At 75.7% G+C, this 12,696-nt stretch carries 11 protein-coding genes; 6 read left to right on the plus strand and 5 right to left on the minus strand.

All coding sequences use genetic code 11. The features are described 5' to 3' along the window. Positions 1-28: 28 nt before the first annotated feature. The 6 genes from J2S66_RS07715 to J2S66_RS07740 all read left to right on the plus strand — a co-directional run bounded on the left by J2S66_RS07715 (position 29) and on the right by J2S66_RS07740 (position 4,776). Positions 29-331 carry a PTS lactose transporter subunit IIB gene (locus J2S66_RS07715; RefSeq protein WP_306747659.1) on the plus strand — a complete coding sequence of 101 codons (303 nt, stop codon included), beginning with the start codon at positions 29-31 and terminating at the stop codon, positions 329-331. After that, the gene (locus J2S66_RS07720; RefSeq protein WP_374726067.1) at positions 324-782 is read left to right on the plus strand and encodes a PTS mannitol transporter subunit IIA; all 459 of its coding nucleotides are present in this window, start codon (positions 324-326) and stop codon (positions 780-782) included. Before J2S66_RS07715 ends, J2S66_RS07720 begins: the two co-directional genes overlap by 8 nt. Next, complete coding sequence (locus tag J2S66_RS07725) at positions 779-1,828, plus strand: zinc-dependent dehydrogenase (protein WP_310305602.1); 1,050 nt, start codon at positions 779-781, stop codon at positions 1,826-1,828. Before J2S66_RS07720 ends, J2S66_RS07725 begins: the two co-directional genes overlap by 4 nt. Positions 1,829-1,885: 57 nt before the next feature. Beyond that, positions 1,886-3,547, plus strand: coding sequence for a phosphoenolpyruvate--protein phosphotransferase (gene ptsP / locus J2S66_RS07730; RefSeq protein WP_310305605.1), 1,662 nt, complete (start codon positions 1,886-1,888; stop codon positions 3,545-3,547). A gap of 36 nt (positions 3,548-3,583) precedes the next feature. Beyond that, on the plus strand, positions 3,584-4,456 hold the full coding sequence (locus tag J2S66_RS07735; protein ID WP_310305607.1) for an HPr family phosphocarrier protein: 873 nt from the start codon (positions 3,584-3,586) through the stop codon (positions 4,454-4,456). Between the two features lie 110 nt (positions 4,457-4,566). Further along, positions 4,567-4,776 (plus strand): DUF5988 family protein, encoded by a 210-nt coding sequence (locus J2S66_RS07740; protein WP_306747664.1) that lies wholly within the window; start codon positions 4,567-4,569, stop codon positions 4,774-4,776. A 126-nt stretch (positions 4,777-4,902) separates the two neighbouring features. On the opposite strand, the gene J2S66_RS07745 is transcribed toward J2S66_RS07740, so the two are convergent. The 5 genes from J2S66_RS07745 to J2S66_RS07765 are packed head-to-tail and all read right to left on the minus strand — an operon-like array spanning position 4,903 to position 12,694. Next, the gene (locus J2S66_RS07745) at positions 4,903-5,571 is read right to left on the minus strand and encodes an O-methyltransferase (RefSeq protein WP_310305611.1); all 669 of its coding nucleotides are present in this window, start codon (positions 5,569-5,571) and stop codon (positions 4,903-4,905) included. A gap of 52 nt (positions 5,572-5,623) precedes the next feature. Next, positions 5,624-6,592: a magnesium transporter CorA family protein gene (locus tag J2S66_RS07750; protein ID WP_310305613.1), complete on the minus strand. Its 969-nt coding sequence runs from the start codon at positions 6,590-6,592 to the stop codon at positions 5,624-5,626. Positions 6,593-6,601: 9 nt separating this feature from the next. Next, positions 6,602-8,014: an FAD-binding oxidoreductase gene (locus J2S66_RS07755; RefSeq protein ID WP_310305615.1), complete on the minus strand. Its 1,413-nt coding sequence runs from the start codon at positions 8,012-8,014 to the stop codon at positions 6,602-6,604. After that, the gene (locus J2S66_RS07760) at positions 8,007-9,875 is read right to left on the minus strand and encodes an ABC transporter ATP-binding protein (RefSeq protein WP_310305618.1); all 1,869 of its coding nucleotides are present in this window, start codon (positions 9,873-9,875) and stop codon (positions 8,007-8,009) included. Before J2S66_RS07760 ends, J2S66_RS07755 begins: the two co-directional genes overlap by 8 nt. Beyond that, entirely contained in the window at positions 9,872-12,694 is a 2,823-nt protein-coding gene (locus J2S66_RS07765; protein WP_310305621.1) for a type 2 lanthipeptide synthetase LanM family protein, read from the minus strand. Before J2S66_RS07765 ends, J2S66_RS07760 begins: the two co-directional genes overlap by 4 nt. Positions 12,695-12,696: the final 2 nt, after the last annotated feature.

Consider the following 12,696-nt stretch of genomic DNA (forward strand, 5'->3'; position numbering starts at 1 on the left):
GGACACCGGACGAGAGGAACAGGGACGCATGAGCATCCAGGGCAAGGACATCACCAAGGTGGTCATCGCCTGCGACGCGGGCATGGGCAGCAGCGTCATGGTGGCGTCGCAGATGGCCAAGCGGCTCAAGCCGTACAAGGTGGCCGTGCAGCACAGCCCGGTCAACGAGATCCCGGCCGACGCGCAGGTCGTGCTGTGCCAGCAGGGCCTGGTGCCCCGGGCGCAGAAGAACTCGTCGGGCGCGCTCGTCATCGGCTTCCAGAACTTCATGGGCGACCCGGTGTTCGACCGCGTGGAAGCCGCCATCCGGGACGGTGGGGAGCTTGGCTGAGCTGCTGACCGCGGAGGGGGTCCGGCTCGGCCGGACCGCCGCCGACCGCGCCGCGGCGATCGACCAGGTCGGGGCCACGCTGCTGGAGCTCGGCGCGGTCGATCCCGAGTACCTGACCGCCATGCACGAGCGCGAAGCCTCGGTCTCGACCTTCATCGGCGAGGGCGTGGCCATCCCCCACGGCACGGACGCCTCGCGGGTCCACGTCCGCCGGTCCTCGCTGGCGGTGCTCCAGTTCCCCGAAGGGGTGAACTGGGGCGGCGAGGACGTGCGGTTGTGCGTCGGCATCGCGGCGAAGGGCACCGAGCAGGTCGGCATCCTGTCCGCCCTGGCCCACGTGCTCATGGACCCCGAACGGGCGGCGGAGCTGCGCCAGGCCCCCGACGCCGACACCGTCCTGCGCATCCTGCGGACGGTGGACACCGAGAAGGACGAGGAGACAACGCAGTGAAGGTGGCCCGGTTCTACGCGCCCGGCGACATCCGCATCGAGGACATGCCCGAGCCCACCGCGGGCCCCGGCGAGCTGAAGCTGCGGGTGCGCAACACCTCGACGTGCGGGACGGACCTCAAGATCTTCCGGCACGGGCACCACCACATCGACCCGCCGCGCGTGATCGGTCACGAGATCGCGGGCGAGGTCGTGGAGGTGGGCTCGGAGGTGAACGGCTGGGCCGCGGGGGACCGGGTCCAGGTCATCGCCGCTATCCCGTGCGGGGAGTGCCCCGAGTGCCTGCGCGGGTGGATGACCATCTGCCCCAACCAGCTCTCGATGGGCTACCACTTCGAGGGCGGCTTCGCCGAGTACATGATCGTCCCGGCGAACGTCCTCAAGGTGGACGGCGTCAACCGCATTCCGGACGGCGTGAGCTACGCGGAGGCGTCGGTGGCCGAGCCGCTGGCGTGCGTGCTCAACGGCCAGGAGCTGGCCCGGGTCGGCGACGGCGACACGGTCGTGGTCGTCGGCGCCGGCCCGATCGGCTGCCTGCACGTGCGGCTGGCCCGCGCCCGCGGCGCGGAGAACGTCCACCTGGTGGAGCTCAACCGCGGCCGGCTCGACATGGCCGCCGAGCTGGTCAAGCCGGACGCGGCGATCTGCGCGGCCGAGGTCGACCCGATCCAGGCGGTGCTGGACCTCACCGGCGGGCGCGGCGCGGACGTCGTCATCACCGCGTCGGCCGCGGGCAAGACGCAGGAGGACGCGCTGAAGATGGTCGCGCGCCGCGGCCGGATCAGCTTCTTCGGCGGCCTGCCGAAGGACAACCCGATCATCGCGTGCGACTCGAACCTCGTGCACTACCGCGAGCTGACGATCGTGGGCGCGAACGGGTCCAGCCCGGACCACAACAAGAAGGCGCTGGAGCTGATCGCGACGGGCGCCGTGCCGGTGGCCGACCTGATCACGCACCACCTGCCGCTGGAGAAGGTGCTGGAGGCCATCGACGTGGTCGCCGGTGGCACCGCCATCAAGGTGACGATCGAGCCCGTCGCGGGCTGATCGCGCACCACCCGCACGGACGGTCGACGAGGACGAGGAGGCGCGGAGTTGTCGCAGGTGGCTGAGGTCTCGGACCAGCCGGTCGGGTCCAGGGAGCTGACCGGCAACCCGGCCAGTCCCGGTCAGGCGGTGGGCGTGGTGGCCAGGCCGGCCGCCGCGCCGGAGCTGCCCGCCGAGGTGCCCGCGCCGGGACCGGCGCGGGACGAGGTGGATGCCGCCGCGGCCGCGCTCGGCTCGGTGGTCGCGGACCTCACCGAGCGGGCCGCCGGCCTGACCGGCGAGGCCCGCGACATCCTCGACACCCAGATCGCCATGGCGGACGACCCCGCCCTGGTCGACGGCATCCGCGCCGCCGTCGACCGGGGGCGCCCGGCGGCCTGGGCCGTGCACGACGCGTTCGCCGTCCACCTGGAGGCGCTGGCCGCGCTCGGCGGGTACCTCGCCGAGCGGACCGGCGACCTCGCCGACCTGCGGGACCGGGCCGTCGCGGTGCTGCTGGGCGTGCCGACGCCCGGCATCCCCGTCCGCGACGAGCCGTTCGTGCTGGTGGGCGTCGACCTCGCGCCCGCCGACACGGTCACCCTCGACCCGGCCAAGGTGCTGGCGATCGTCACGTCCAAGGGCGGGCCGACCAGCCACACCGCCATCCTCGCCCGCTCCCTCGGCATCCCGGCCGTGGTCGGGTGCGCCGACGCCGACTCGCTCGCCGACGGCGACCGGGTCGTCGTGGACGGCACCCGCGGCGTCGTGGTCACGTCCCCCGACGACGACGCCGCCGACCGGGTCGCCCGGGCCGCCGCCGAGCGCGAGGCCTCCCTGGCCCGCTACAGCGGCCCAGGGGCCACCGCCGACGGCCACCAGGTCAAGTTGCTGCTCAACGTGGGCGGCGCGACCGACGGCGACGTGGACGCCGAGGGCGTCGGCCTGTTCCGCACCGAGTTCCTGTTCCTCGACCGCGCCGACGCGCCCTCCCGCGAGGAGCAGCGCCGCGCGTACGGCGAGGTGTTCCGGCTCTTCGGCGACCGACCGGTGGTCGTGCGCACGCTCGACGCCGGCGCGGACAAGCCGCTGCCGTTCGCCAACGCCGACGACGAGCCCAACCCGGCGCTCGGGGTGCGCGGCTACCGCGTGTCGTGGCGCAAGCCGGACCTGCTGGCCGACCAGCTGGCCGCCATCGCCGACGCCGCCGCCGAGCACGGCACCGACGTGCGCGTGATGGCCCCCATGATCGCGACCGCCGCCGAGGCGCGGGACTTCGTCGCGCTGGCGCGGTCGGCCGGCCTCGGCAACGTCGGCGTGATGATCGAGATCCCGGCCGCCGCGCTGCGCGCCGCCGACATCCTCGCCGAGGTCGACTTCGTCAGCCTCGGCACCAACGACCTGTCCCAGTACGCGTTCGGCGCCGACCGGGTGCTCGGCGAGCTGGGCGCCCTGCTCGACCCGTGGCAGCCCGCGCTGCTCGACCTGGTGGCCGTGGTGGCCGAGGCCGGTCGTGCGGCGGGCAAGCCGGTTGGCGTCTGCGGTGAGGCCGCCGGCGACCCGGGCCTGGCGCCCGTGCTCGTGGGCCTCGGCGTGACCAGCCTGTCCATGTCCGCGCCCGCCGTGCCCGCCGTCCGGGCCGCGCTGCGCGAGCGGACCCTGGACGACTGCACCGACCTGGCCGAGCGCGTCCGCCGCGCTCCCGACCCCGCCGCCGCGCGCTCCCACGCGCTCGGCTGACGCGGAGGACGGGGCGACGATGTGGAGGAACCACCCGTGACCGTCCCGTCCCGGCCGCCGTCCCGCGGCCCGACGCCGGAGCGGGTGCCGCGCGACCCGCGCGAGGCGTGCCTCTGGTACGAGCGCCGCTTCGGCTGGCGCGCGGTGGCCGGCCCCGCCGGGGTCAGGCTGGTGCTGGCGGGCGGCACGGTGGGCTTCCTCGTGCCCGCGGACCTCGCCGCCGTCGTGCTCGCCCGCTTCGACGCGGTCGGCGTGCCCGCGCCCGCCGTCGTGCGGCCGGACGGGCGCGTGGTCCTCCTGGCCGACGCCAACGACCGCTGGTGGAGCCAGGGCGACGTGCCCGCGGGCGTGGTGTTCCTGCGCGCGCCGACCGAGGTGCCGCTGCCACCCACGCCCGTGTGCGGCGGCCGGCTGCGCTGGGCGCGCCCGATCGAGGCGGGGGAGCGCTGGCTGCCCGTCGCCGAGGGCGTGCTGTCCGTCATCCGCTCCGCGCTGGAGCCCGCGCGCCGGCCCGCCGCGCCCTGGCCCGCGCGCGGCGTCGAGTTGTCGACCGGCCGGTTCCCCCGGCCGGTCCGGCGGGAACGGCTCGGACGCCCGTTCCCGCACCGTGAGGAGGAGGCAGAGTTGCCCAGTACACGAGTCACCATCGGTTCGCCGGTCGGTCTGCACGCCCGACCGGCCAAGCTCCTGGTCGAGGCCGCGCGCAAGCAGGGCGGCAAGGTCCGCATCGGCCGCAGCGAGGACGCCCTGGTCGACGCGGCCAGCATCCTCGCGGTCATGTCGCTGGGCGTGAAGGGCGGCGAGGAGGTCGTGCTCACCGTCGAGGGCGACCAGGCGGACACCGCGCTGGCCGAGCTGTCCGAGCTGCTGTCGACCGACCTGGACGCGGCTCCCGCGGCCGGCGGCTGAGGGCCGAATCCAGGGGATTCCCCAGTTCTGCCAAGCCATACTCGATGTGTGCACTTCGGACGGTCCGCCTCCACACCGCGCGGCGGCACCCCGGCGAAAGGGCGAACATCGTGCAGCAGAACAGGAAGGCGTTGCTGATCGGCGGCCCCAGGACGATCGACGGCGAGGTCGTGGAGCTGACCGAGGGCGTCGACGTGAAGGTCCGCGTCCCCCACGCCTCGGGGCACGAGCACTTCACGCGCAGCGAGGAGAGCAGGCTGGTCGACGGTGAGCACCTGCCGGTGTTCACCTGGTCCTACCGGACGAAGATCGCGGAATGAGCCCCGTCGTCCGCCGGTGCCCGACACCCGGCGGCCGACGTGACGCGCAGCGGTGGACGGGTCGCCCCGAGGCCCGTCCACCGCTCCCGTTCCACCGCTCCCGTCCCGCGCGGAGCCGCCCGCGGCTCAGCGGGGCCGGCGGCGGGCCAGCGTGATGCCGTCGGCGGCGGGGAGCATCGAGATGTCCACCCGCGGGTCGGTGAGCAGGGAGGCGTTGAACTCCCGGATGGCCACCGTGTCGGCGTCCTGGGCGGTCGGGTCCACCACGCGGCCGAAGAACAGCGTGTTGTCGACGACGACGAGCCCGCCGTCGCGCACCAGGTCCACCGCCGCGTCGAAGTACGCGCCGACGCCGACCTTGTCGGCGTCGACGAACACCAGGTCCACCCACCCCGTCCCGTGCTCCTCGGCCAGCGCCGCCAGGGTCCGCTCGGCCGGCCCCACCCGCAGGTCGATCCGGTCCGCCACGCCCGCGCGCTCCCAGTAGGGCCGCCCCACGTCGGGCCACCGCCCGGTGATGTCGCACGTGACGACCCGCCCGCCCGGACCCACCGCCCGCGCCAGGCACAGCGTCGCGTACCCGGTGAACGTGCCCACCTCCAGCACGGTGCCCGCGCCGACCAGCCCCGCGAGCAGGTGCAGCAGCTGCCCCTCCTCGGGGGTCACCTGCATCGCGGACCCGGCGGGCAGGAGGGCCGTCTCCTCCCGCAGTCCGCGCAGCACGTCGTCCTCCCGCAGGGAGGTGGCGCGGATGTAGTCGTCCAGTTCCCTCGTCACCACAACTTGGTTCGCCATGTCGCGGACGCTAGCCGCGCGCCCGCCGTGGAACGCCCAGAGTTCGAGCGGGCTACAGCCAGTCCCGCCGCTTGAACGACGCGTACAGCCCCACCGAGAGCACCACCATCACGGTGGTCGACACCCAGAAGCCCCACGGCTGGTCGTAGCCCGGGTAGGGGACGTTCTGCCCGTAGAAGCCGGTGACGGCGGTGGGGATGGCGATGATCGCGGCCCACCCCGTCACCTTCTTCATCACCAGGTTCAGCCGGTTGCCCTGGATGTTGAGCTGGGTGTCGCGGATGGTCGCCACCAGGTCGCGCAGCGACTCGGTCCACTCCGAGGCGCGCAGCACGTGGTCGTACACGTCCTGGTAGTACGGGGCCATGGTGGCGTCCACGACGGCCTGGTCGCGCCGCACGAGGGTGTTCACCACCTCGCGCATCGGCAGCACGACGCGGCGCAGCGTCACCAGGGAGCGGCGCATCGCCAGGGCCCGCTTCTGCACGTCGCGGTTGCTCGGCTGCTCGGAGAACACCAGGTCCTCCAGCTCCTCGATGTGCTCGTCCAGGGCCTGCACGGCGTCGAAGTGGCCGTCCACCACGACGTCCAGCAGACCGTGCACGAGGAAGCCGACGCCGCTGCCCGCCAGGTGCGCCGAACCGTCCCAGCGGTCGGTGACGGCCCTGATGTCGAAGTGGTCGTCGGCGCGGACGGTGACCAGCGCCTTGGGCGTGACGAACGCGTCGACCTCGCAGGTCTTGAGGCGGCCGGAGGCCTGGTCCAGGCGCACGGCGTAGGTGGTGAGGAACGCGTGCGTGTCGTAGATGTGGCACTTGGGCCGCTCGTGCTCCTGCATGGCGTCCTCGACGGCCAGCTCGTGCAGCCCCAGCTCGTGGGCGAGGCCGGCCAGCTCCGAGCGCGACGGGCCGCACAGGTCCACCCACACGGTGACGTCGTCGGCGAGCCGGTCGGCGACCTCCTCGACGGGGAACCCCTCGGCCTCCAGGACGCCGTTGCGGTACAGGCGTGTGTCGGTCACGAGCCGAGCCTAGGCCGTGCCGGGCGGGTCCCGCGGTTCCCGCCGCGCGAGTCCCTGCCGGGTCCTCCCCGCCCGAGCCGGCGGGATCGACTGCGCGAAGGTGAAGACCCCCTCCGGGTCGTACCGCGCCTTCACCGCGCGCAGCCGGTCGACGCCCGTCCCGTAGTACGCGGTGAGCCAGTCCGCCAGGGCCGGGTCGGGGAAGTTCGGGTACACCGGTCCCGTGCCGTCGGGGTGGACGAGGGACCACGCGTCGGCCAGCCACCGCAGCACCTCGTCACCGCGCCGCTCCGCGCCGTTCGGCCCGACCAGCACCGTGTGCTTGAGCAGGAAGGCGGGGGAGCGGTGCGCGAACGCGGTGGCGTCCGGCGCGACCCGGCCGTACGCGCCGCGCCACGGCGTGAACGCCAGCTCGCGCAGCTCGCCGAACCGGCGGCCGGCGGTGAGGTGGGCGAGCAGCGCGGCCACCTCGTCGTCGGGCAGCGGCCGGTCGAAGAACCCGGTCTTCGCCGTCGACATGCCCGGCCGGTCCGACACCAGCGGGATGTCCACCGGGTCCCGCGCCACCGCCGAGTACGGCGTGGCGTGCAGCAGCGCGGCGTCGGTCGAGGACAGCGCGACGACCTCGGCGCCCACGGGGTCCGGCAGCCCGTCGAGCAGGTCGCCCACCTCGGGCGCGGCGCCGACCAGCAGCGCCGTCGGCTCCTCGTCCGGGTGGTCGGGGACCAGCAGCACCAGCTCCACCGACACGTCGTCGGGCGCGTCCGGCGCCCGGCGCTGCCACCAGTGGACCAGGCGGGCCGCGTGCGCGAAGTCGAACGTCACCCGCAGGTGCGTCCGGGGTCGGGCGGGCGCGGTCCGGAACACCGCCGTCGTCACGACGCCGAAGTTCCCGCCGCCCGCGCCGCGCAGCGCCCAGAACAGGTCGGGGTGCTCGTCGGCGGAGGCCACGACCAGCTCGCCGGAGGCGAGCACCACCTCGGCCGACACCAGCGCGTCGCAGGTCAGCCCGTGCAGCCGGCCGTGGCTGCCGAACCCGCCGCCCAGCGCCGCGCCGACCACGCCGACCGACGGGCACGACCCGAGCGGCACCAGCCGGCCCAGCGGCGCGAGCGCCTCCGCCAACCGGCCGACGCGCACGCCCGCCCCGATCGTCACCCGGTCGCGGGCCGGCGCGACCGCGTCGGCCGGCGCGAGGTCGATCAGCAGCCCGGACGTGGCGGAGTGCCCGGCGTTGCCGTGCCCGCCGCCGCGCACCGCGAACGGCCACCCGCGCGACCGGGCCAGCGCCAGCGCCCCCCGCACGTCGTCCGGCCCGGCGCAGCGGGCCACCAGGCGCGGCAGCACCTCGCGCGGCCGGCCGGTGAACTGGCTGCGCGACAGGTCGTAGCGGGGATCGCCCGGCGCGACCAGGTCAGGCATCGGCGTGCAGCCGGCTCTGGAGCGCGTACAGGTCGGCGTACCGGCCGCCCAGCGCCAGCAGCTCGGCGTGCGTGCCCTGCTCGACCAACCGGCCCTCGTGCAGCAGCAGGATGCGGTCGGCGTGCCGGACGCTGGCCAGCCGGTGGGTGATGAGCACGACGGTGCGGTCCTCGGCCAGCCCGCGCAACGACTCGTACACCGCGAACTCGGCCTTCGCGTCGAGCGGTGCGGTCGGCTCGTCCCAGATCAGCAGCGGCGCGTCGCGGTAGAGGCCGCGGGCCACGGCGAGGCGCTGCCACTGGCCGCCGGACAGCTCCACGCCGCCCCGGAACTGCTTGGACAGCAGCGTCCGCCACCCCTCGGGCAGCCGCTCGACCACCTCGTCCGCCCCGGACCGCGCGGCGGCGGCCGGCACGGCCCGGTCGGCGTCGGGCCGGTCGTGCCGGCCCAGGCGGACGTTGACGTGCGCGGTGTGCGGCCAGCGGACCGGGTCCTGGAGCACCATCACCACCCGGTCGGCGACGCGCGCCCGGTCCACCTCGGCGATGTCCCGCCCCGACCACCGCACGTGCCCGGACGTCGGCGCGTACAGGCCCGCGACGAGCTTGGCCAGCGTCGTCTTGCCCGATCCGTTCTCCCCGACCAGCGCCACCGTCTCGCCGGGGGCGATGCTCAGCGACACGTCCCGCACGGCCCACCGCGCGGTCCCCGGGTAGCGGAACGACACGCGGTCCAGCACCACCCGCGACGGGTCCACCACCACGTCCGCCCCGCCCGTCCGGGACCGCTCCGCGTCGGTCAGGAACTCCTGGTAGTCGGCGACGTACATGCCCTGCTCGACGAGCTGGTTGGCGGCCAGCACGAGCCGGTTCAGCGCCCCCGTCGCCACCCGCACCGCGATCACCGCCGTGCCGGCCACGGCCAGCGGCACCCAGCCGTACCGCACGAGCAGGCCGAGCGCGACGTAGGTGACCGCCAGCCCCAGCCCCGCCAGCGCCCGGCCGAGGCCGCGCACCCGCGCCTGCGCGGTGGCCAGCCGCACGTCCTCGTCGCGCAGCGGGTCGGCGGCCACCCGGTACTCCTCCAGCACGAACGGTTCGGCCTGGTAGGCCCGGATCTCGGCGGCCGGCTCCCGCTCGGTGGCCAGGTCGGCGACCATCTGCACGCGCCGGTCCAGCACGACCGTGCGGCCTGCGCTGGCGTAGGCCAGGCGCGCCGCGCGCTGCACCGCCCACCCGTCGGGCACGACGGCGAGCAGCAGCACGGGCACCAGCACGGGGTGCAGCACGGCCAGGCTGCCGGTCGCGGCGACGAGGCCGAGCACCGCGCCGATCAGCTCGACCAGGTTGTCGGTCGCGCGTTCCAGGTAGAACAGGCCCCGGTCGCGGGCACGGTGCAGGCGGTCGTGGAAGCGGGCGTCGTCGAACGCCGCCAGGTCCGCGGCCAGGCTCGCCCGGTACAGCCGCTCCTCGGCCAGCCGGCGCACGGCGGGCGTGATCCGGGCGCGCGCCAGGGTCACCCCGACGTCCATCGCGCCGCGCAGCCCGAACGCCGCGCCGACCAGCAGCAGCTGCGGCAGCGCGGTCACGACCCGCTCGGCGGTGGGCCCGGCGGACAGCAGCCCGGTCAGCACGCCCGTGGTGGCGAACAGCCCGAACGCCGCCGCCAGCCCGGACACCACCTGCATCGCGGCGACCGCCACCGCAGACCCGGGCGCGGCGCGCCGGATCAACCGCAGCACCGGCCACGTCGCGGCGGGCAGCCCGCGCAGCAGGCCCCGCCGCCCGGTGGCGGCCGACTCGTCGAGCGCCCAGTGCGGCGTGGCCAGGTTGCCGTCGCGCGGGTCGTCCCCCCCGCTCACCGCCGACCGCCGCCGGGCAGCAGGACCGACGGGAGGTCGCAGTCCGGGTGCATCCGCAGCAGCTGGTGGGCGATGCCGCCGGTGCCGGACATGACGCTCGGCGAGAACACCTCGCGGGCCAGGCCGGTGACGGCGCCGTGGGCTTCCAGGCTGCCGATCACCCGCGCGTCCAACCCCTCGCGGGTCAGCCCGTCCGGCGCCACGCCCTCCGCCAGCGCGCGGGTCAGCAGCTCCCACGTGCCGAGGTCGCCGTGGCACAGGGTGTGCGTCCAGCCGGTGCCGTCGCGCAGCCCCGAGGCGGCGGCGCGGCGCAGCACCTCCGGGTCGTCGGTGGCCAGGCCGACGCCGACCGCGCCGTGGCACCACGCCGCGGCGACCACGCCCGGCGCGCGCGGGTCCGGCCAGCCGCCGTGCTCCTCGCTGTACGAGGCCCGGTCGTGGGCCGCCGCGGCCCGCGCGAGGTCCGCGAACGACCGTTCCCCGGTCACGTCGGCCAGCGCGCCCAGGGCCCAGCCGATGCCGGTGGAGCCGTGTGCGAACCCGCTGATGCCCTCCGGCCAGTTCGGCGCGGGCCACCGCGCCAGGCCGCCCTCGACCACCGCGTCGGCCAGCAGCCGGCGGCCCGCCGCCACCGCCTGGTCGACGTGCCGGGGGTCCCCGGTCCGCTCGGCCAGCGCCAGCACCGGCACGATCGCGCCCGCCGTGCCGATGAGCAGGTCGGGCCCCTCGCTCGCGGCGATGGCGGCCGGCACCTGCCGGGCCAGGAACTCCGCGTCGCCGACGGTGTCCAGCCCGAGCCGGTCCAGGTCGAGCCAGCACCGGATCTGCGAGCCCAGGCCGATGTAGGAGCCGACCGGGTCGGGGCGCCGCCGGGTGTGCTCGGCCTGCTCCGCCCACCACACCTGGGTCAGCCGCGCGGTGCGCACGGTGCCGTCCAGCAGCTCGTCGAGCCCGTCCACGGCGTCCGCCCGCCCGGCCGCGACCTCGCGCAGGTAGCCGGCCAGGAGCACGGCGACGCCCAGCGTGCCGCCGTACAGGTCCGGGGTCAGCGGCGTGGTCTGCCAGCCCGTGCGGTCCAGGACCGGCGCGAACCAGGTCACCGTGCCGTCGTCGCCGCGCACCGCCTCCGCGGCCAGCTCCCGCAGCAGCCCCGCGGCCAGCGCCCGGCGGCGGCGGTCCAGGTCGGCGGGGTCCGGCTCCGGCGCGGTCATCCGCTCGACGTCGGGTTCGCCGCCCTGGTTGAGGTAGGCGCTGACCAGCGCGGCGTGCGTGACGCGGCGCTCCAGCCCCAGGTCGGCGGTGCGCCAGTCGCGCAGCGCGAGCTCGACCTGGTCGACGAGCGGGCCGCACAGCTGGTCGCCCGGCGTGCGCAGCCTGCCCTCGGCGGGCGTGGTGGTGAACACCGGGATGTCGCCCACCAGCAGGTCCGCCACCTCGGCGCGGTGCACGTCCGGGTCACCGGGGCCGCGCGTGTTCATCGAGTGCCTGGCGAGCAGCGCGCGGGCCCGCAGCTCGGCGGTGTCCTGGTCGTGCAGGGCGGTCGGGTGCCACAGCATCCGCGCCAGTTCGGTGTAGGACTCGGTGTCGCGCACGATCACCCGCACCACGCAGTCGGCGAACCCGGCCAGCAGCGGCGCGAGCCCGCCCGCGTCGTCGAGCCGGGTGATCCGGGCGGCCATCTCGTCGAACCCGGCCACCACCCGGGGCCAGTGGCGGACCAGCCGGGGGCTCGGGCTCGGCAGGTTGCGGGTCGGTGCCATCCGCTGCGGCACGATCGCCATGCGCGCGGTGTCCGTGCCCGCGCCCACCAGCTCCGGCAGGCCGAGCGAGGGCTGCTCGCCGGGCAGGCCGCCCATGGCCGAGCCGTCCACGCCGCGCCAGCCCAGGCCCGCGCCCCGGCCGGGCAGCAGACCGGTGCGCAGCACGGTGCCGTTGAGCTGCTCGGCGACCCGGTCGGTGGCCTCGCCCGCACCGGTCGGCGGGTGCGGCGGGCGGGGCGTGAAAACGCTCTCGCAGTCCACCACCACGGGCACCGGCCCGTGGGCGATGATGTTCTCCCCGTGCAGGTCGGTGCCCGCGACCAGCCGCATCACGGCCAGCCAGTGCCCGAGGTTGCGGTAGAACGCGTCCAGCTCGTCGTCGGACGCGCAGTGCAGGTGCGCCACGTGCTCGGCCCACCCGTACCCGTCCAGGGCGATCGCGCGGGGCACCCGGATCGGGTGCTCGTCGCCGGCGGTCAGCGCGGCCAGCAGTTCGGCGAGCCGGAGGTCGACCCGCATGGGACGCGGCTTGTGGACGACCGTGCCGCCGGTGCAGCGCAGCAGCGCCACGGTGTGCCCGCCGCGGTGGCTGTCGCCCGCGCCGAACCCGACCTCGCGCAGCTCGCCCGGCTCCTCGCCGAGCAGCTCGTGCAGCAGCGGCCGGTCGGCGGCGAAGCGGCGGGCCGTCGTGACGACGGCGTCGACCCGGTTGTCCACGACGGCGCGCAGGCGGGTGACGAGCTTCGGGTAGTGCGCGGTCAGGCCGTCCCAGTACGCGGGGCGGGACGCGTCCGCGACGAACTCGGCCCAGCGGCCCGCCGGGTCCGGCGCGGTGAGCCGCCCGGTGACGCGGGCGGCGTTCAGCTCCAGGACGAGCACCCGCAGCACCTTGCGGCGCAGGGTGTCGAGCAGGGCGTCGCGGGCGGCGTCGAGCACGACGCCCGCCTCCGCGGCGCCGAGGTCGGCGACCTCGGCCAGGTGAGCGGCCGCCCGGTCCAGCGCCGGGTCGATCAGCCAGTCCAGGGTCCGGTCGAGCCCGCCGACCTCGTCGTGTGCCATCG

It is taken from the genome of Saccharothrix longispora, from assembly GCF_031455225.1.
Classification (GTDB): Bacteria; Actinomycetota; Actinomycetes; order Mycobacteriales; family Pseudonocardiaceae; genus Actinosynnema; species Actinosynnema longispora.

Bases quoted from the DNA above. Each gene is read 5' to 3' on its own strand.
- J2S66_RS07755 (WP_310305615.1), bottom strand. From the start codon at position 8,014: ATGCCTGACCTGGTCGCGCCGGGCGATCCCCGCTACGACCTGTCGCGC.
- J2S66_RS07745 (WP_310305611.1), bottom strand. From the start codon at position 5,571: ATGGCGAACCAAGTTGTGGTGACGAGGGAACTGGACGACTACATCCGC.
- J2S66_RS07765 (WP_310305621.1), bottom strand. From the start codon at position 12,694: ATGGCACACGACGAGGTCGGCGGGCTCGACCGGACCCTGGACTGGCTG.
- J2S66_RS07715 (WP_306747659.1), top strand. From the start codon at position 29: ATGAGCATCCAGGGCAAGGACATCACCAAGGTGGTCATCGCCTGCGAC.